At 44.2% G+C, this 19,011-nt stretch carries 17 protein-coding genes; 7 read left to right on the plus strand and 10 right to left on the minus strand.

Features of this window, described 5'->3' with window-relative positions; all coding sequences use genetic code 11:
- Position 1 precedes the first annotated feature (1 nt).
- Positions 2-1,366, plus strand: a complete 1,365-nt coding sequence (locus B3O12_RS05845) for a DUF5723 family protein (RefSeq protein ID WP_189630592.1) — start codon at positions 2-4, stop codon at positions 1,364-1,366.
- On the opposite strand, the gene B3O12_RS05850 is transcribed toward B3O12_RS05845, so the two are convergent.
- Positions 1,361-3,670: an efflux RND transporter permease subunit gene (locus B3O12_RS05850; protein ID WP_286755625.1), complete on the minus strand. Its 2,310-nt coding sequence runs from the start codon at positions 3,668-3,670 to the stop codon at positions 1,361-1,363. The genes B3O12_RS05845 and B3O12_RS05850 overlap by 6 nt on opposite strands.
- A gap of 30 nt (positions 3,671-3,700) precedes the next feature.
- Between B3O12_RS05850 and B3O12_RS05855 the strand changes: the two genes are divergently transcribed.
- The gene (locus tag B3O12_RS05855; protein WP_189630594.1) at positions 3,701-4,495 is read left to right on the plus strand and encodes a thymidylate synthase; all 795 of its coding nucleotides are present in this window, start codon (positions 3,701-3,703) and stop codon (positions 4,493-4,495) included.
- Here the strand turns inward: B3O12_RS05855 and B3O12_RS05860 are convergent.
- Positions 4,473-5,303 (minus strand): aminotransferase class IV, encoded by an 831-nt coding sequence (locus B3O12_RS05860; protein WP_286755627.1) that lies wholly within the window; start codon positions 5,301-5,303, stop codon positions 4,473-4,475. The genes B3O12_RS05855 and B3O12_RS05860 overlap by 23 nt on opposite strands.
- Before the next feature lie 82 nt (positions 5,304-5,385).
- On the opposite strand from B3O12_RS05860, the gene sdaAB reads away from it, so the two are divergent.
- The 3 genes from sdaAB to B3O12_RS05875 are packed head-to-tail and all read left to right on the plus strand — an operon-like array spanning position 5,386 to position 8,914.
- Positions 5,386-6,063, plus strand: a complete 678-nt coding sequence (gene sdaAB / locus B3O12_RS05865; RefSeq protein WP_189630596.1) for an L-serine ammonia-lyase, iron-sulfur-dependent subunit beta — start codon at positions 5,386-5,388, stop codon at positions 6,061-6,063.
- 9 nt (positions 6,064-6,072) lie between these two features.
- A complete protein-coding gene (locus B3O12_RS05870) occupies positions 6,073-7,527 on the plus strand; it encodes a TolC family protein (RefSeq protein WP_286755629.1) in 1,455 nt (484 codons plus the stop codon).
- A gap of 10 nt (positions 7,528-7,537) precedes the next feature.
- Positions 7,538-8,914: an efflux RND transporter periplasmic adaptor subunit gene (locus B3O12_RS05875; RefSeq protein WP_286755630.1), complete on the plus strand. Its 1,377-nt coding sequence runs from the start codon at positions 7,538-7,540 to the stop codon at positions 8,912-8,914.
- A 91-nt stretch (positions 8,915-9,005) separates the two neighbouring features.
- On the opposite strand, the gene B3O12_RS05880 is transcribed toward B3O12_RS05875, so the two are convergent.
- The 3 genes from B3O12_RS05880 to accC are packed head-to-tail and all read right to left on the minus strand — an operon-like array spanning position 9,006 to position 12,352.
- The gene (locus tag B3O12_RS05880; RefSeq protein ID WP_349675965.1) at positions 9,006-9,584 is read right to left on the minus strand and encodes a Maf family nucleotide pyrophosphatase; all 579 of its coding nucleotides are present in this window, start codon (positions 9,582-9,584) and stop codon (positions 9,006-9,008) included.
- Positions 9,550-10,854, minus strand: a complete 1,305-nt coding sequence (locus B3O12_RS05885) for a DUF1015 domain-containing protein (protein ID WP_286755632.1) — start codon at positions 10,852-10,854, stop codon at positions 9,550-9,552. Before B3O12_RS05885 ends, B3O12_RS05880 begins: the two co-directional genes overlap by 35 nt.
- Position 10,855: 1 nt before the next feature.
- Positions 10,856-12,352: an acetyl-CoA carboxylase biotin carboxylase subunit gene (gene accC / locus B3O12_RS05890; RefSeq protein WP_286755634.1), complete on the minus strand. Its 1,497-nt coding sequence runs from the start codon at positions 12,350-12,352 to the stop codon at positions 10,856-10,858.
- 157 nt (positions 12,353-12,509) lie between these two features.
- Here accC and B3O12_RS05895 point away from each other — a divergent pair, with 157 nt between their 5' ends.
- Positions 12,510-13,760 carry an aminotransferase class I/II-fold pyridoxal phosphate-dependent enzyme gene (locus tag B3O12_RS05895; RefSeq protein WP_286745271.1) on the plus strand — a complete coding sequence of 417 codons (1,251 nt, stop codon included), beginning with the start codon at positions 12,510-12,512 and terminating at the stop codon, positions 13,758-13,760.
- A 99-nt stretch (positions 13,761-13,859) separates the two neighbouring features.
- Positions 13,860-14,033: a histone H1 gene (locus B3O12_RS05900; protein WP_189630603.1), complete on the plus strand. Its 174-nt coding sequence runs from the start codon at positions 13,860-13,862 to the stop codon at positions 14,031-14,033.
- A gap of 72 nt (positions 14,034-14,105) precedes the next feature.
- Here B3O12_RS05900 and dapA read toward each other — a convergent pair whose 3' ends face one another.
- Genes dapA through xseA form a run of 5 tightly spaced genes read right to left on the minus strand, consistent with a single transcriptional unit; the run spans position 14,106 to position 18,956 of the window.
- Positions 14,106-14,966 carry a 4-hydroxy-tetrahydrodipicolinate synthase gene (gene dapA / locus B3O12_RS05905; protein WP_286755636.1) on the minus strand — a complete coding sequence of 287 codons (861 nt, stop codon included), beginning with the start codon at positions 14,964-14,966 and terminating at the stop codon, positions 14,106-14,108.
- Positions 14,967-15,476: a DUF6913 domain-containing protein gene (locus B3O12_RS05910; protein ID WP_286755638.1), complete on the minus strand. Its 510-nt coding sequence runs from the start codon at positions 15,474-15,476 to the stop codon at positions 14,967-14,969.
- The gene (gene ligA, locus B3O12_RS05915; RefSeq protein WP_286755640.1) at positions 15,477-17,528 is read right to left on the minus strand and encodes an NAD-dependent DNA ligase LigA; all 2,052 of its coding nucleotides are present in this window, start codon (positions 17,526-17,528) and stop codon (positions 15,477-15,479) included.
- 5 nt (positions 17,529-17,533) lie between these two features.
- Positions 17,534-17,728 (minus strand): exodeoxyribonuclease VII small subunit, encoded by a 195-nt coding sequence (gene xseB, locus B3O12_RS05920; protein ID WP_189630607.1) that lies wholly within the window; start codon positions 17,726-17,728, stop codon positions 17,534-17,536.
- Positions 17,718-18,956: an exodeoxyribonuclease VII large subunit gene (gene xseA / locus B3O12_RS05925; protein WP_286755641.1), complete on the minus strand. Its 1,239-nt coding sequence runs from the start codon at positions 18,954-18,956 to the stop codon at positions 17,718-17,720. The genes xseB and xseA overlap by 11 nt, the downstream gene beginning before the upstream one ends.
- Positions 18,957-19,011 lie beyond the last annotated feature (55 nt).

Raw genomic sequence — 19,011 nt, forward strand, 5'->3', positions numbered from 1 at the left:
GATGAAGAAGCTCACTCTAACCCTTATTGCTCTTTTGGTTGCCGTTCAGGTTTCGGCTCAAGGTTTTTTGTCCTTCTATCAGCTGCGCGATATAGTGCCACAAAGCAGTAATTTTCAACCTGCCTTTATCCCCAACAATAGTTTCACTTTTGGGCTTCCCGCCAATTTGGGAGTTACCGTTCAGGGCGATCTGCGCCTGGAAGAGCTTTTGTATAAGGCTCCCGGACAAAGTGATTTCACCGTCAACTTCGATGTTATGAATGGTGTAGCACTTACCACCAACCACGTGAATGTGCAGACCGATATTAATTTGATGCACCTTGCGTTTAAAACAAAGCAAGGCGGTTTTTCTGTGTTTGCCAACATTAGGGCCAATGTGGATCTTATTTACAACAAAGATTTAATTGAATTTTTGGCCAATGGTAACTCAACAAGAATAGGAGGTACTTTGGACTTTTCAGGTAGCCGGGCTCGTATTGATGGATACCATGAAGTGGGTATTGGCTATGCCAGACGCTTTCTGGACGATAAGCTAACGGTTGGTGGCCGAATAAAAATGGTAACCGGAATGTTTCATGGCTCAATACAAGAGAATGCCACCCTAACCCTTACTACCGATGAAACCGACTATAGCTGGCACGTAGAAGTACAGAATGGAACGGTTAATACAGCAGGGTTCGATATGTTCGGAGATTCTGATGATTACTCTGATAGTGAAAGAATGCAGTATCTCATGTCTAATGGCAACCAAACCGTGGCCTTCGACTTTGGCGTGCGTTACCAGCCGCTGAAATGGCTGGAGGTAGAAGCGGCCGTAAACGACATCGGAAAAATTAAGTGGACAGAACAGGCCAAGAATTATAATACAGAGGATGCCTCATTTACTTTTTCGGGAATTGATTTACGCGATATGGAAGATCCGGAACAGGCCATTCAGGATAGTATAGTAAATAAGTTTACCTCTAACGAAACCAGAGAACCCTTTGAAACAACTATGGCTAAGCGTGTTTATCTGACAGCCTCTGCTTACCTGACTCCCAACGATCGATTCTCCATAACCTATTTCAAGCGCGATGCACTGTCTGGTATGCGGCCCAACTATGCCGTTTCTTTCAATCACAAGTTCGACAAGTTTGTGGTGGGTATTTTAGGAAGCTATAGAGGAGCCAATAATGAATATAATTTTGGAGCCAATTTGGGTACCAACATTGGACCGGTTCAGCTATACCTGGCTATGGATAACGCTCTGGTTACAAACAGGCCGGAACAATACAGTAAGGCCGACATCCGATTTGGTCTCAACCTTATGTTCGGTTACAAAAAATGGATCAAGAAGTCCGACATTGTCGATTTGGACAAGCTATAGTTTTTTGCGGCCAATGCGCCTGAGTATAATTGGCAAAATGGTGAGGTCGAATAGTACGGCCAATAGAGCCGCAAGCACTATGAAAAAGCCTAGATAAAATGCGGCAGAAAAGCCTGAGGCCAGAAAGACGGCAAAACCCAGGGCAATAACTATTGACGTAACCACAATGCTCTTACCCGTTTTTACAAAGGTGTTTTTAATCGCCTGTGATTGCTCTGAGCCTTGTCTTTCTTGTTGAAAACGTGCTATAAAATGTATGCTGTCGTCTACGGCTATGCCAAGGGCCACGGTAAAAATTATGGCAGTTGAAATATTCAGGTCTATGGCCAGCAGCCCCATACTACCAAACAGCAGGCAAATGGGAAGTACATTAGGTATTAGAGCTATGAATGCCAACAACCAGCTTCGGAAGGCCAGGAGCACAAATATACCAATACAGAGTAAGGCAAAGCCCAAACCTTTAATCAGCGAGCGTACAACGTAACTATCCGTTTTGTCAATAAGGTATGAGGCTCCGGTAAGTTTGGCCTCGAGCCCATTCCCGTTTATTTGAGAAGCTAAAAACACATTTAGGCTGTCGTTTAGAGGGTGGTAATGAGCGCTTCCAAGGTCTTTGGTTCTTCCTACCATGCGAATCATTTTTCCGTTAATTGACTGTACGTTATTTCGTAAGGTGCGCAGTCGAGGGGAGTAGTAATAACGCCTTACTTTATCCAGATCATCGGTTTGTGGTAGGGTGGCATACTTACGAGCTCCACCGTAGAGTCCTGCATTTATTTCGCGAATAAGCGAAAGAGGAGATTGCACATGAGCCACTCCATATTTTTGTTGCAGATAGTTTTCAATGCGCCCCATCTTTTCCACTACTTCCGGTGAAAAAAGATCAGCATTGTCGGAGAGCTTTATACCCAGTTCAAAAGGTTTGTAACCATCATAGTTTTTGTCGAAATAGGCTACTTTTTCCAGTTCCGGCTCGTTGCGTTGCAGCCCCACAATCAGGCTGGTAGAGAGCTCAAGTTTAGAAATGCCCCAAACCGAAGCAAGGCAGAGCAGGAGCGTGCCGGCAACAATAAACCGGGGCCGTTTTAGAATTTGCCCGTGAAGGTTGTAAAGTGTGCGTTCCCACGAAAAACCAAAAGCCGATGTGTTTTGAACGGTAGACGGATAAAAATAAAGGAGGGACGGAAGACTAAGGAATGTAACCACAAAAGCCAGTAGCACACCCGCTGCCGTAAGTAAGCCAAACTCCTTGATGGGAGTTATGGGTAAAAAGAGCAGGCCAAGAAAGCCCGTTGCGGTGGTAGCGGAAGTTAAAAGAGTAGCCTTTCCAATGGTTTTTACAGCCAATCGTATGGCCTCTTGCTTGGGTAGAGCCTGTAACTTTAACTCGTCATATTTATGAACGAAATGAATGACATCCGAAAGAGCCACAACCAATAAAATGGGCGGAATCATCACCACCATCACATCAATAGGTTTGTTTAGCCAGGCCATTAGCCCCATGGTCCAGATCAGTGTGATGAGCAAAACAACGAGTGGAAGTATCAGTCCTTTCCAGCTTCTGAATAACAGAAAGAGAATCAGTGCAATAACTAATAGCCCTAAACCCAAAAGACGCGATAGCTCCTTTTCCAACTTTAAGGTAAAATCGTATTGCATTTGAATTTTTCCGGAGATGACGAAGTCTTCCAGTCCGGCAGAAGAAAAATGATCAGACAGTTGAAGGTAAAAGGCATCGGCATCTGGCTTTGCCTCAAAGGTTTCATGTTCCAACCATAAAAGTACCGAACCATCTTCTCTACCAAAGTAGTTGCCCAGCATTCCTAAAGAGTCTAGAACAGACGGTGTAAAACGGTTTATTTTGGGCAGCAATGGATAGGTGTTGATGCCAAAGGGAGTAATTTGTATGCCTTTCAGGTCTAAGGCGCTTTCTATACGTTTTACCTCGGGCCACTGATCAAGGGTTTGTTTATGGAGTTCAACGCTATCGAGGAACGGTTGGGTGAGGCCTTCCTTGTTTTTTTGCACCACAAACAGAAAATCGTTGAATTGCCCAAACTCGTCAATGAACTCATTGTAATAGGTAAGGTCATCATCACCCTCGGGGAAAAAACTATTGAAGCTATAGTTGAACCGAAGGTCATTGAGTTTAGTACCAAAAAACAGGGTGATGGCCAACAGAATGAATAAGTGCCAGCGCGCTTTGGAGGTGTTAAGATAAAAGCAGGTGGTTAAAAAAACTTCCCAGCCATTTTCCTTGTGATCTGACTTCGGTTTACCCACATTTTCCGTTAATTTGTTCACTAGTTCAAATCTAAAAATACCCTACAGAAAATGAGGCAATACCACGAATTGTTGAGACATATTTTGGAGAATGGAGTGGACAAGGGCGATAGAACCGGCACTGGTACCCGAAGCGTGTTTGGGTATCAGATGCGATTCGATTTGTCCGAAGGCTTTCCGGTGGTAACGACTAAAAAACTCCATCTGCGGTCTATTATTCATGAATTGCTTTGGTTTCTAAAAGGAGATACGAACATTAAGTACCTGAAAGATCATGGGGTGCGAATATGGGATGAATGGGCAGATGAGAATGGTGACCTAGGGCCTGTTTATGGCTACCAATGGCGGCATTGGCCCGATGGCAAAGGAGGTACAATTGACCAGATTACCAAAGTGGTTGAAAGCATTAAAAATAACCCTAATTCGCGCAGGCATATTGTAAGTGCCTGGAATGTGGCCGATGTAGATCATATGGCTCTGCCTCCTTGTCATACCATGTTTCAATTCTACGTGGCCAATGGTAAGCTCAGCTGTCAGCTTTACCAACGGTCTGCCGATGTCTTTTTAGGGGTTCCTTTCAACATAGCCTCCTATGCCTTACTCGTGTTAATGATAGCGCAGGTTTGTGATCTGGAGCCGGGCGAGTTTGTTCACACTTTTGGCGATGCTCACCTCTATTCCAATCACTTCGATCAGGCCAGGTTACAGTTAACAAGAGACTTTAGGCCTCTGCCAACAATGAAACTGAATCCTGAAGTGAAGGATCTGTTTTCATTTACCTATGAGGATTTTGAACTAATAGGTTACGATCCGCATCCGCATATTAAGGCCGAAGTAGCTGTGTAAGTATTGGCTTTAAAAAAGCCAGAGGGTTCTCTTTCCTTTGAGTACTATTCATAAAGTGAGAATAATACCTGATGCCCGATGCATTGGTAGTAAAAATACATTGTGCTGTTGGGAGTACCTCAGGGTTGGCTTTTACCTCATTCACTACCATGCCGGCCTTTTCGGCTTTTTCAAGCACAGCCCTTCGCATAATACCTTCTATACAGCCGGTATCTAAAGAAGGAGTAAATAGCTCACCATTGGTTACCCAAAACAAGTTGGCCATGCTGGCTTCTGCCAGGTGTCCTTCGGTACTTAGTAACACAATCTCATCCCATTCATTTTCTGCCCTTTCTTTTCCTGCCAGTACATAGTCTATGGCATTTGTTCTTTTGGCAAAGGAGTAGAGGGTATGCCGGGTGGTAATGGTTTGGCTCAAGCCAATAGTGCCCAGGCCTTCAAAAAATGGTTTGTGAGAGGGCTTGCACTCCAACAGAAAGCCGCAGCTGTTTTGCTCCGGGGCATACAGTCCGCCTTCATTTCTCCATACTATGAGCTTGGTTCGTGTGGCGCCTTTAACAGCATTCTCTTTGCACAATTGCTCAATACTGTCGCGCACATAGTTGGGGGTCAACACTTCAGGAGCCTTCATGCCGTAGACCGCGGAGGCACGCAACAGCCTTTCCAAATGCCAATCAATTAAATCAATTCTGTCCGGCCCTGTAACAATCGTTTCGAATAGGCCGTCTCCATAACAAAATGCACGATTGCTTGTTAAAATCAGCGGTTTGGAAGTGTCAATAATTCGGGAGTTAAATATTGCTTTCATGGAGGGTATTCACCTTTCAAACATAATCGAAAATCAAGTAGGGCATATTTATCTAATATTGAAAACATAATTTGGATGATCTATGGCAGAGCAAAGTAGTGTGTTTGATATGATTGGTCCTGTAATGATAGGCCCCTCCAGTTCTCACACCGCTGGAGTTGTTAGAATAGGGCGTGTAGCCCGCAAGATTTTAGGTAAGGCTCCTGAAACTGCCGACATAACGTTTTACAATTCTTTTGCCAGAACCTATGAAGGCCATGGCTCTGACCGTGCAATTATTGCCGGGCTAATGGATTTTAAAACAGACGATGACCGGATTAAAACCGCCCTCGACCTGGCCAAAGAAGCTGGCTTTCAGTACAAATTTAAGTCGGTAGGCAATGCATCTGTTATGCATCCAAATACGGTTAAGGTGGTAGCTACCAGTGGAGACCGCACCATTGAGGTGGTGGGTGAGAGCCGCGGTGGCGGGGTAATAAAAATTGGCAGTGTAAACGGTTTTGGAGTAGGGTTCAATGCCAACCTGAGTACAATGATTATAATGGCAGCCGATAAAAAAGGAGCTATTGCCTTTATTGCCACAGTTTTAGCCAATGAAGATTGCAACATTGCCTCCATGGCGGTTAACCGAAAAGGTAAGAACGACCGAGCCTGTCACGTGATAGAAATGGACTCTAAACCCTCGCAGGTAACCATCGATTTTCTGAAACATTTGAGCTGGATAAATGAGGTCATATTTATTCCGGATATAGATTTTTAAATACAAATCATGAAGTTGAAAAAAACAATAATTTTTGGGCTGGGAATGCTCCTGAGCTTTCACCTGGCTCAAAGTCAGGAAGGTCAAACAACTTTCACTCTGGAAGAGTGTATTAATTACGCCTGGGAAAACAACCTGAGCGTAAGAAGTAATCAACTAAACCAATTGGGCAATGAAATAGCCCTGAAGCAATCCAGATTTGCCCTGTTGCCAAGCGTAAGTGCCAACGGAAGCGTGGGTAAATCGTTCGGTAGAAGTATTGATCCGGTATCTAACTCCTTTGTGAGTCAGGATTTCACTACCGGAGGTCTCTCTGCTAGTTCGTCTGTGGTACTCTACAGCGGAGGAGCTCTTAGAAATACCATTAAAAGAAATGAGCTGAATCTGGAAGCCAGCGGATTAGACCTTGAAAAAGCTAAGAACGACATAGGCTTGCAGGTGGCGACTAACTTTCTAAACGTACTGCTCAATCAGGAACAACTGCAAAATGCAAGGTACCAGCGAGAGGCTACAGCCGCACAATTAGATCGTACGACCAAATTGGTGCAGGCAGGCTCTCTGCCCATTACCAATCAGCTCGATTTAGAGTCTCAGTTGGCTTCTAACGAAGTTCAGGTAGTGAATGCCGAAAACGCTTTGAACCTGGCTATGCTTAATTTGAAGCAGGCTATGCAGATGCCAGCAGAGGTAAACCTTCAGTTGGAGGCACCAACCCTGGAGATTGAATCAGTTAGGCTGGCTATGAGCAACCCTTCTAAGATTTATGAAATAGCGCTAGACAATCAACCCGATGTAAAGAGTGCCGAACTGGGAATACAGAGCAGTGATATGGATGTAAAAATTTCTAAAGGAGCTTTCCTGCCCACCTTGTCATTGAGCGGTAGTATTTCTACCAACTATTCCGATCAGGCAAGGCAGCTTACCGGTACACAAGAGGTTGTTGTGCCTGCCCAGGAAATTGGCTTTGTGCAAGGGACCAACGAGAGCGTTTTTTCCAATCCAAGAACGCAAACCGTGCCCGTATTTTCTGATTCATACAGGTTTACTGACCAGTTTAATGATAACCTGGGGCAATCCGTTCGGGTAAACCTGAGCATTCCTATCTTCAACCGTTATGGAAATACTGCCAACCTACAGCGTGCAGAGATTAATAAGCAGCGTGCAGAAATTCAGGCCCAAACGGTGAAAAATACACTGAGACAAAACATTGAGTCGGCTTATAACACGGCTTTGGCCGCTTTGAAGTCTTACGAAGCTTCTCAAAAGCGAGTAGCGGCCCTCGAAGAATCATTCCGGGCCACTGAGCAAAGGTACAATGCGGGGAGTGCCAATTTTGTGGACTATCAGGTGGCCAACAACAACTTATTTGCAGCCAGAACTGACCTTGTTCGGGCCAAGTACGAATACATATTCCGCGCAAAAATTTTAGACTTTTATTTGGGTAACCCAATCACTTTAGATTAAGAACAACAACATGGCTAAGAAGAAAAAAGGATCGAATCGAATTGTCTGGATACTACTGATAGCAGTAGCCGCCATTATGATATTTGCTATTGTAGGTAAGCAAGCAGGCTTTATTGGTGGTGCGAAAACCTTGTCTGTAGAAATGGCAAAGGTAAGCCGTAACACCATTATAGAAAAAGTTACTGCTTCGGGCGTGGTTCAGCCAGTAACAGAAATTATCATAAGCCCCGATGTTGCAGGGGAAATTATAGAATTGAATGTAGAAGAAGGAGACTTTGTCAATGAAGGCATGGTGCTGGTTAAAATCAGGCCTGATAACTTACAGTCAGCCTTAGATAGAGCTCAGGCCAACCTTAACCAACAATTGGCCAACCTAGCCTCTGCCAAGGCCAACAAGGCCCGCAGCGAGGCACAGCTCACTCAGGCAGAACTTGCTTTCAAAAGGGCAGAGCAATTGAGAAAAGAGAATGTGATTTCAGATGCCGATTTTGAAACGGCTCAGTCTAACTATCTCACGGCCAAGTATAACCTGGAGGCGGCAGAAGAAAGCGTGAAGGCAGCCGAATACATTATCAAATCGAGCCAAGCTACAGTTGATGAAGCTAAGGAAAACGTGAGACTCACTGTGGTTACGGCTCCTGCCAGTGGTACAATTTCTAAACTCAACGTAGAGAAGGGAGAGCGTGTGGTAGGTACTCAGCAAATGGCCGGTACAGAAATGATGCGTCTGGCAGACCTTAACCAAATGCAGGTTGAAGTAGATGTAAACGAGAATGACATTATTCGAGTGAGTGTGGGTGATACCTCAATTATTGATGTGGATTCTTACTCTCAGATGGATAAAAAGTTTAAGGGTATAGTCACTCAAATTGCAAACACGGCTAATCCAAAAGCTTCGGCCGATGCGGTTACAGAGTTCAAAGTAGAAATAAGAATTCTCAACGAGAGTTTTACCGACCTGCTATCGGAAATTAATGGTCCTTCACCTTTCCGTCCGGGTATGACAGCCAGTGTTGAGATTATCACTACAACCAAGCAGAATGTACTTTCAGTGCCCTTAGCGGCTGTAACTACCCGTAATCCAAACTTCAAAGGAGCTAACGGAGAAAATGATAATGAGACAACAGCTACACCGGCCTCTAACCGACTGGCCAGTGAAGACAACCTCAAAGAAGTTGTTTTTGTAAATGAAGGGGGAGTGGCTAAAATGGTAGAGGTAACAACCGGCATTAGCGACTTCGACAATATTGAGATACTATCCGGTTTAGATGAAGGTCAGGAGGTTATTTCAGGGCCATTCTTTGTAGTGTCTAAGCGATTGAAGGATGGGGATTTGGTAGAAAAAATGCAAGCCAAAAAGCCGGCTGCTGCTCCTGCAACGAACTAATTAATACAGACTCATAATTATCAATTAAGAAGCACTCCTAAAGGGGTGCTTTTTTGTTGAATACGGATAACCAAAAGTTTTGCAGATAAGGTTAGACCTGCGAAGTGAATGACCTTAGCGTTTTGTATAGCCTATGAAGCGGCAGCCCCATCACATTGTAATAGTCGCCCTCAATTTTATGTATACCAATCATGCCAATCCATTCCTGAATGCCATAGGCTCCTGCTTTATCGAAAGGCTTATAAAGGTCTATGTAATGGTCTATTTCAGCGGCTTCGAGAGCATCGAAGTAGACCAATGTACTTTCTGAAAATGAGGTGATTTTATTTTGGGTTTTGAGACATACGGCTGTGATTACCTGGTGACTATTGCCGGAAAGAGCCTGCAGCATGGTTTTGGCATCATCTCGGTTGGCCGGTTTAGCCAACGCCCTGCCATCGCATATCACAACCGTATCGGAAGTAATAACCAATTCTGAGGCTAGTAGGTCATCAAAAGCTTCGGCCTTCTTTCTGGCAATGAACTCTGCCATTTGGGTGGCTTCCAGATGAGTAGGGAATGTTTCGTCAACAGGCCTAACCCGAACTTCGAAGTCAAGCCCCAGGTTCTTTAGTAGCTCCTGCCTTCTGGGAGATTTACTCCCAAGGATTAAACGGTAGGGTAAATTCATCATCCTTTATAGATCCGAATAAATAGCCACAAATCACTTTTGGGTAAAAATATGTCGATTTTTGAGGTAATGTATAACCGGAATGACATACCTCCTTTACCGTGTCCATGCTTATTTCTTTGGTTATGATGGCAAACTGGGCTTCGTTGCGAATGGTTTTGCTCAGGCAGGTGGCGAAATTTCTTTCGAAAGAAATGTTTCTGGATTTTCGCTGGTCTTTGCCTTTTATACCAAGTGCTTTCTCTATGATGAAGTAGTGCATCACGGTAAGATCCAGCCGCTTTACAACCTCTGGAAAATTCCACTCCATTGCATCCAGTGCTTCAGGCTTCAGTCGTACTTTAAAGGTTTCATCTTTAAAAAGAAGACCAAAAGCCCATTGCTTACCCAGAATTATCTCCGTAATGTCATACGGGTTTTCTATAGGGCGAATGAAGAAATAAGGCTCCAGCTTCTTCATAAAGTCCTCTCGGCTAAAATCGTTAATGCCGTTTATGAGTCGGTGAGTCGGCAGAATGCGAAGATCATCAGCCTCGCCATTGGTGAGGTACATAAGGTGAAAATTAAAGCCTTCATGTCCTCCGGATCCTTGTTTTTCTACCATCTCCTGCCTGTACTGTATGGAGCTCTCCAGTCGGTGATGACCATCGGCAAGAATGATTTTCTCAGGGCCTAGTTTGTCGATGAACTTTTGAATAATGTTTCGATCGTGGATCACTGAAAGTACATCTTTTACCCCTTGGTAGTCTTCCGTTTCATAAATAGGGTTTAGCTGGCTTTCATCCATGTATTGCTCCAGCTCAAAGTCAGGATCGAAGTATAGACCGTGAGTAGGACTAACGTTCAGTTCTGTTGCTTTCAATACTTCTACACGATCGGCTACCGAGTGAGGGATGGTGTTTTCATGCCTTAAAATAACGGAGTCGGGTTTTCCCCAATCAGTGGCTTCTATGAAGCTAACGAACCCCTTTCTTACGTAATTTTTATCGCTTCCCGGTAGGGCAAAATGCTGGTAATACACATAAATTCCGGGAATTGGGTCTTGCTCAATTATTCCTTTCTCTTTCCACTGGGTAATGGTATGCCGTGCTTCTAGCGGGCTTTCCGAGTTCAATGGAACGCTCAGGTGTATGCTGTTGTAAGGTATAGCATATAGAGCGTCTCGCTGTTTTTCGGAAATCACATCGAACAGCGGAGAGGTTAGCTCATCTATAGTACGAGATAGCTCCTTGTTGTATCTCCATGCCCTAAAGGGTAGAATTTTCGCCATACTATTGCTTTGCTCTCAACTTCCATTTACTCAACTGTCCGCTCGCATCGGCACGGTTGGTAGCTTTTTTCTTTTCTTCAAGGGCATAGGCAGCCAGAGCAATGGCAATGGTTTCTTCCTCTTCATTATGAGCATCAAGATACCCCGGTTTAAAGTGATTTTGAACAAACTTTGTATCGAAGTCACCGCTGATAAAGGCATCGTGCTTCAGGGCAAAGGAGCAGAAGTCGAGCGTAGTGCTAATGCCTGTGATTTCGTATTCATTGATGGCTCTGAGCATTCTCATTCTGGCTTGTTCCCGGTTTTCACCCGTAGCCACAAGTTTGGCAATCATAGGGTCGTAATAGATCGGAATATCCATGCCTTCTTCAAAGCCATCATCTACACGGATTCCCGGCCCCTGGGGTATCTTATAGGTTTCAAGACGGCCGGTTTCGGGAAGAAAATTCTCTTTGGGATTTTCAGCATATACCCGTACTTCAATGGAGTGTCCTTTAATCTTCAAGTCTTCCTGGCTGAAGCTTAGCGGGTGTCCTTCGGCAATCCGTATTTGCTCTTTTACCAGATCAATGCCTGTTATTTCTTCGGTCACAGGATGCTCTACTTGTAAACGCGTATTCATTTCCAGAAAGAAGAAGTCGAGATTCTCATCTACGATAAACTCTACCGTTCCTGCACCGTAGTAGTCGCATGCTTTTGCCACACCAATGGCTGCTTCTCCCATAGCTTTTCTTAATTCGGGAGTTAACACGGATGAAGGGGCTTCTTCAATTACTTTTTGGTGTCTGCGTTGTATAGAGCATTCTCTTTCGAAAAGGTATACCAGGTTGCCATGCTGATCGCCCAGCACCTGAATTTCTATGTGCCGAGGTGAACCGATGTACTTTTCAATAAAGACAGATTTATCTCCGAAAGCCGATTCGGCTTCGCTCATGGCACGCTGCATTTGCTCCTGAATATCCTCAGGCCGTTCTACCACACGCATGCCTTTTCCTCCGCCTCCGGCACTGGCCTTAATGAGTACGGGGTATCCAATATCTTCAGCAATTTTTCGGGCTTCGGCCAAGTCTGTAACGGCATGGTTTACCCCCGGAATCATGGGCACGTTGTATGCTTTAACAGCATTTTTTGCGGCAAGTTTATCGCCCATTACTTCTATAGCGTGTGTAGAAGGGCCAATGAAAATAATGCCTTTTTCGGCCACCTTTTTGGCAAATGTGGCATTTTCAGAGAGGAAACCATAGCCGGGGTGAATAGCATCTACGTTTAATTCAAGGCAGATGTCTATGATTCTATCCATCTTAAGGTATGACTGATTGGATGGAGCCGGCCCAACGTTTACGGCTTCATCGGCATAGCGCACGTGTGGTGAATGAACGTCTGCATCGCTGTAAATGGCCACGGTTTTGATGCCCATTTCGCGGGCAGTTCTCATTACACGGATGGCAATCTCGCCTCGGTTGGCCACTAAGATCTTCTTAATTTTACTTTCTGACATAGGCTCAAATTCTCGCTTGCAATGCTAATTAATAATATTGGTTTTGAGAACCAATCAGTCTTTTATATGTGTCTCTATTTTTGATAAATGGTTATTATAGTATTACCTTTGCGTCTTCTTTGAATAAGTGAGAATCGACTATTAAAGCACTAAGGCGTTGGATTTATTTGAAAAATTATTGTCTAATCAAGGCCCACTAGGCAAGCATTCAGACGTATCAGAAGGGTATTTCATGTTCCCAAAACTAGAAGGAGAGATAGCTCCAAGAATGAAGTTCATGGGAAAAGAAGTATTGACCTGGAGTTTAAACAATTACCTGGGTTTAGGTAATCACCCCGAAGTAAGAGAGGTTGATGCTCAGGCAGCTGCCGACTGGGGAATGGCATACCCGATGGGAGCCAGAATGATGTCTGGTAATACCAGTTATCATGAGCAACTCGAGCAGGAATTGGCCGAGTTTGTAATGAAAGAGTCGGCTTACTTGCTTAACTATGGCTACCAAGGAGTTTTGTCTATTATAGATGCTCTGGTAGATCGTAAAGATGTAATAGTGTATGATGCAGAGTCTCATGCCTGTATCATCGATGGAGTGAGGCTTCATATGGGTAAACGTTTTGTTTTCCCTCATAACGATATTCAGAACCTTGCCAAGCAGTTGGAAAGGGCTACAAAAATTACCAAAGAAACCGGTGGAGGTATTTTGGTAATAACCGAAGGGGTTTTCGGAATGACCGGTAACCTGGGTAAGGTAAAGGAAATTGCCGAGCTGAAGAGTCAGTTTAATTTTAGGCTTTTGGTAGATGATGCACATGGCTTTGGAACTATGGGGGCTACCGGAGCCGGCTCAGGCGAACACTTGGGTTGTCAGGATGAAATAGACCTTTACTTCTCTACTTTTGCCAAGTCTATGGCGGCTATTGGTGCCTTTGTGGCTGGAGACAAGGAGATCATTAAGTTCCTTAAGTATAACATGAGATCTCAGATTTTTGCCAAGTCTTTACCAATGCCCTTTGTCATTGGCGGTCTTAAAAGGCTCTCTATGTTGCGCGATAATCCGGAGCATAAGAACAAGCTTTGGACGATTGTTAATGCTTTGCAAAGTGGCTTGAAAGAGAAAGGCTTTAGCATTGGTACAACAGAATCTCCGGTTACTCCTGTGGTATTGAACGGTACAGTAGGAGAGGCTGCAGCGCTGAGCAAAGACCTGAGAGAGAACTTCAATATTTTCTGTTCGGTGGTTATTTATCCGGTGGTACCTAAGGGTATGATCATACTTCGTCTTATACCTACGGCATCGCACTCTTTGGAGGATGTTGAGGAGACCATCGCAGCCTTTGAAGCAATTAAAGGAAAACTTACATCAGGGGAGTATAGAAAAGAAGAGTTGGCCCTCGCCTTTGGTGAGTAAAACTCAAAAAAAAGTGCCTCTATTGTTGTGAATAGAGTATTTTGCTTTATATTGCTCTGAATTAAACAATATTATCAACAACCTTAAAACACGATAAATATGAGTCAATTTGCCAAAGTAAAAGCATTAGTAGATTCACTTGAGGACGATTTCGCAAAATTCTATGACAAAGGTAACCAGGCTGCTGGTACTAGAGTTAGAAAAGGAATGCAAGAGCTTAAGAACCTAGCTCAGGAAATCAGAATCGATGTTCAAAACATCAAGAATAGCTAATACGGAAACCGTATTTATATAAAGAGGCCAATCAATTGCTTGATTGGCTTTTTTATTGTCTCAATTTTTGGTTTAGAGCAACGCGGCTATCCTCTGCTTAAGTTCTTCAGTAGCAGGGAGTAAGGGTAGTCTTACCTGATTGTTACATACCCCTTTTTGTCTCAATACCTCTTTTATCCCAACCGGATTACTCTCTACATACATTAGCGGGTTTATGGCTTCAAAGCTGTTAGAAATCTCCTTAGACTTTTTAAAATCGCCACTCAGTGCCAATCGGGCTATCTGACTGAATTCTATGGGAAACCCATTAGCCAAAACTGAGATAACTCCACAGCCGCCCATCTCCATAATTTCGGTGGTAATGAGGTCGTCTCCGGAAATAAGTAGAAAGTTTTCTGGCTTTTGGGTGGCTATACTTTGGCACTGATCGAGCTTGCCTGAGGCCTCTTTTATACCCAATATGTTAGGATGTTGGGCCAGAGCAAGCGTAGTTTCGGCCAGCATGTTTGACATTGTTCTGCCCGGAACATTATAAAGTATTACCGGAACCGGGCTTGCATCGGCCACTTTTCGGAAGTGAGCAATAATACCTGCCTGACTAGGCTTGTTGTAGTATGGACTCACTGAGAGTAGAGCGTCCACTCCATCGAAGTTGGTGTCGTTTATTTCATCGAGTACGGCCGCGGTATTGTTGCCGCCAATGCCGTATACTATGGGTAATTTCTTCGTGTTATTTTCGCGCACGAAGGCTAGAATTGCTTTTTTCTCGCTTTTAGTGAGTGTAGCTACCTCACCGGTTGTTCCCATAACAACGTAATAGTCAACTCCCTCGCTGGTGAAGTCGAGTACTCGCTTAAGACTATCATAATCTACCAGCCCTTCTTGAGTGAATGGCGTTATAAGCGCCACTCCTGTTCCATGTAATTTTTCCATTTACCTGATTGCCTTAATGTATTTAACCATTTGCTCTGCAAAATTAGCAGTCCCGGCACTTTTGTTGATACCAATCATCAATTCATAATAATTGGTGGCCGTTTCAGAGTGAAAACCAACCCTGCACTTGGCTTTTGTACGATTTAACAGCGTTTGAACAATTTCGTTCAATTCAAAATCGAGATGTAGCAGATAGTCGAAAGAAGTGTCTAAAAAGCTTTCGGTTTCCGGAGAATTAAGTTTGCCCCAACTACTAATCTGGTCGATTTTCAGAGTGGCACGGTTGAGAGATGGTACTTCCTTTTGGTTCACAAAACAAAGTACTTGAATGTGCTTATGCTTACCCAGTTCTTCAACCAGGTGGTTTATGCTTTCTTCTTTCTTTTCGCCTTCATAGGTATAGAGAACGCCAATGTTAGTGGCCTTTTCGTATGGTGGTATAGGCTCTTTGTACTCGCGTTTTCTGGGCTTATTGACAAGCCCCAGAATCTTCCTTCCTAGTATTGACATTTAGCTGTTGATGAGTTGAATGAATTCATCTTCTGAGATGATTTTAATGCCCAATTGAGTGGCCTTTTCCAATTTGGCAGGTCCCATGTTTTCTCCGGCCACAAGGTAGTCTAGCTTAGCGCTGATGGATGAGACTACTTTGCCGCCATTCCGTTTAATCTTTTCCTTCAATTCGTCTCGCGAAAACTGATGAAATACTCCACTGATTACGAAAGAAAGATCTGTCAGTTTTTGGCTTTCACTTACCTCTTCCGTTTCTTCTATCTGGAAGTGGAGTCCGGCTTGCTGAAGATCGGCAATTAGTTTCTGATTTTTTTCATGGCTGAAGAAATCTGTCACACTCTCGGCAATGCGTTCTCCAATTTCGGGCACGGCAACCAATTCTTCCAAGGAGGCATTCATCAGGTTGTCGATAGTTTTGAAGTGGCGGGCTAGTTTCTCTGCCACGGTTTGGCCAACGTAGCGGATACCCAGGGCAAACAGAACTCGTTCAAAGGGTACTTTCTTCGATTCTTCAATGGCTTTTATGATATTGGAAGCTGATTTTTCCCTTAGGCTTCGGGCACTGTATTCACCTTTCTTCTCTGAGAAAATACGAAACTCCAGGCCGTTCAGGTCATCGAAAGTGAGCTGGTATAGGCCGGCATAGTCATGAATTAACTCTTTGTCCAGAAGGCCTCTGAGTGTTTCTGAGCCAAGACTGTCTATATCCATGGCTTTCCGTTGAATAAAATGCTCAATTCTTCCCAGTATTTGAGGAGGGCATCCTTCTGTATTGGGGCAGTAATGGTTTGCTTCTCCTTCTTTCCGTATAAGTTCGGTCTGGCATTCCGGGCAATGGCTTATGTAGCTTACCGGTTGACTGTTTACCGGCCGGGCCAGCGGGTCTACACCGGTGATTTTAGGGATGATTTCTCCACCTTTTTCTACGAATACTGTGTCGCCCAGGCGGAGATCCAGGCGTTTGATCTCGTTGGCATTGTGCAGCGATGCTCTTTTAACGGTAGTTCCGGCCAAGAGCACGGGTTTTAAATTGGCTACGGGAGTAACGGCTCCTGTGCGGCCCACCTGGTAAGATATACTTTCTAAAACGGTTGAGGCACTTTCGGCTTTGTACTTGTAGGCAATGGCCCACCGGGGGCTTTTGGCTGTGAACCCAAGTTCGTTTTGATGGTGGAGACTATCTACTTTTATCACTACTCCATCGGTTTCTGATGGGAGTTCGTGTCTTTTGATTTCCCAATAGGCTATATAGTCGAGTACTTCTTCTATAGATTGGCAACGTTTGTAGGTCTGTGAAACATTAAAGCCCCATTTTTCCAGCAGGGCAATAGACTCAGAATGAGTATTTACCTCAACGGATTTGCCAAGAAGGGAGTAGAGGTAACAGTCGAGTTTTCGGTAAGCAACTACCGAAGAGTCTTGCATTTTTAGCGTACCCGAAGCTGCGTTTCTGGGGTTGGCCAGAGGCTCTTCTCCGGCATCAATCCGTTCAGCGTTGATCCGGGCGAACTGCTCTTTTGGAAAATAGACTTCTCCTCTAACCTCAAAACTATCAGGAGTTTGTGTGCCAATACGCAAGGGTATACTTCGTATGGTTTTAGCATTGGCGGTAATGTCGTCTCCTTGTGTGCCATCGCCACGGGTTACTGCGCGCTTCAATATTCCTTTTTCGTAGGTTAGGCTCAGAGCCACTCCATCGAACTTTAGTTCGCAGAAGTATGCATACTCATTAGTTCCCAGTCCTTTTTTTACCCGATTATCCCAGTCTATGAGTTCTTCTTTAGAATATGTGTTGCCCAAAGAAAGCATGGGATATTTATGAACAACCGTTTCGAAGTTTTTGGTTATGGTTCCTCCTACACGTTGGCTGGGGGAGTCTTCGAACTTGAACTGAGGAAACTTGTTTTCAAGGGCAATAAGTTGCTCCAATAATTGATCGAACTCAAAGTCTGAAATTTCAGGTTGGTCTTTCTGATAATAGAGTTCGTTATGGTAATTGATTTGCTCTGTGAGCTTTTTAATTTCGGAGAGGGCTTGTTGCTCGGTCATGGGAGTTAATTGAGTTTTTCAAGCGATGATTGTATTTCTGCTTCTGTGTTTTCCAACTTGGCTTTGCAGTCGTTGATTAGCTTTGTAGCCTCTTTAACCAGGCTCGACAGTTCGTCAATGTCGGGGTTTTGGTTTTCAATTCTCTCCACAATTTCATTGATTCGCTGGAGAGCTTCTTTATAGGTTGTTTTACTGCTCATTTTCTATGTTTGTCACCTTGCTTTCAATTTGTGTGTGTTGATTTTTGGTGATCAGCACGTCTCCCACTGCAATCGGCTGTTGGTTGATTGACCTTCCATTTTTCAGGGTAATGGAGTATCCGCGCTTAAAGATTGTTTCCGGGTCTATAAGCTTAATTTTATCCTCCAGACCCGTCAACAGAGAACGGCTTTTTTCTACCTGCGCTCTGCTGGCGAATTTAAGCATATGTTGTTTATCTGACAGAAGCTGTTGGGCTTGTTTTAGATAATTGAGGCCTGATCTTTCAAGCCGATGCCCCATTTGAACCAACTGTTGCCTAGCCATATTAAACTTATCTCTCACCCCTCTTTCTACACGTGTATTGAGATCGTAGAGTTGGTTATAGAACCGGTCCATGCCTGAAATAATAAATTCGGCTACGGCTGTTGGCGTTTTCAATGCTGTGTTGGCCACAAGGTCGGCTACTGTCTGGTCACGTTCATGACCAATGCCCGTAAGAACCGGCAGTGGAGCCGAGGCAATGAGTTTGGCCAGGTTGTAGCCATCAAAACTGTCCAGATCGGTTTGGGCACCACCCCCTCTGATTATGGCGATGAGGTCGTACTTTTCTTGGCGCTGTCGTATGTTTTCCAACGCTTTGGCAATTGAGTTTTCGGTTTCTGTTCCTTGCATGGTGGCGTTAAAGCTTTCAATCAGAAAATCGTAACCTTGCGAGTTGTTTTCTAGCTGATCGATGAAGTCGCCATATCCTGCTGCGGTGAGTGAGCTAATGACGGCTATCCGCTGAGGTACCAGAGGTAGGGGCAGCGACTTATTGAGGTTTAAAAAACCTTCTTCTTTGAGCTTGCGAATGGTTTCCTCTCTCTGCCGCGACCTTTCTCCAATAGTGAAGTTGGGGTCTATATCGTTAACGGTCAGGCTGAGCCCATATACTTCATGAAAATTGATACTCACATTGAATAGTACTTTGATGTCCGGCTTGAGGGTAGAACCTGTGGCTTGCTCGAATTGCTGGCTGAGTGTGCGGTAGGTATAGGCCCAGATGTTAGCTCTTATTTTGGCCTGAATGAAGTTATTCTCCTTTTCTACCAACTCCATATAGCAGTGGCCCTTCTGGTTGTTCCGAAGCTCACTTATTTCTGCAATGACCCAATAGGAACCAGCCAGGTTGTTTTCCAGCTGGCTTTTGATCAGGTGATTGAGTTGAAAAAGGGAGAGATGCGCCATGTTGCAAATTACGGCAAAGCCGGCAGGCTACAAACGAAAAAGAAAACATATACCT

This window comes from Roseivirga sp. UBA838 (assembly GCF_002296035.1).
Taxonomy (GTDB): domain Bacteria; phylum Bacteroidota; class Bacteroidia; order Cytophagales; family Cyclobacteriaceae; genus Roseivirga; species Roseivirga thermotolerans.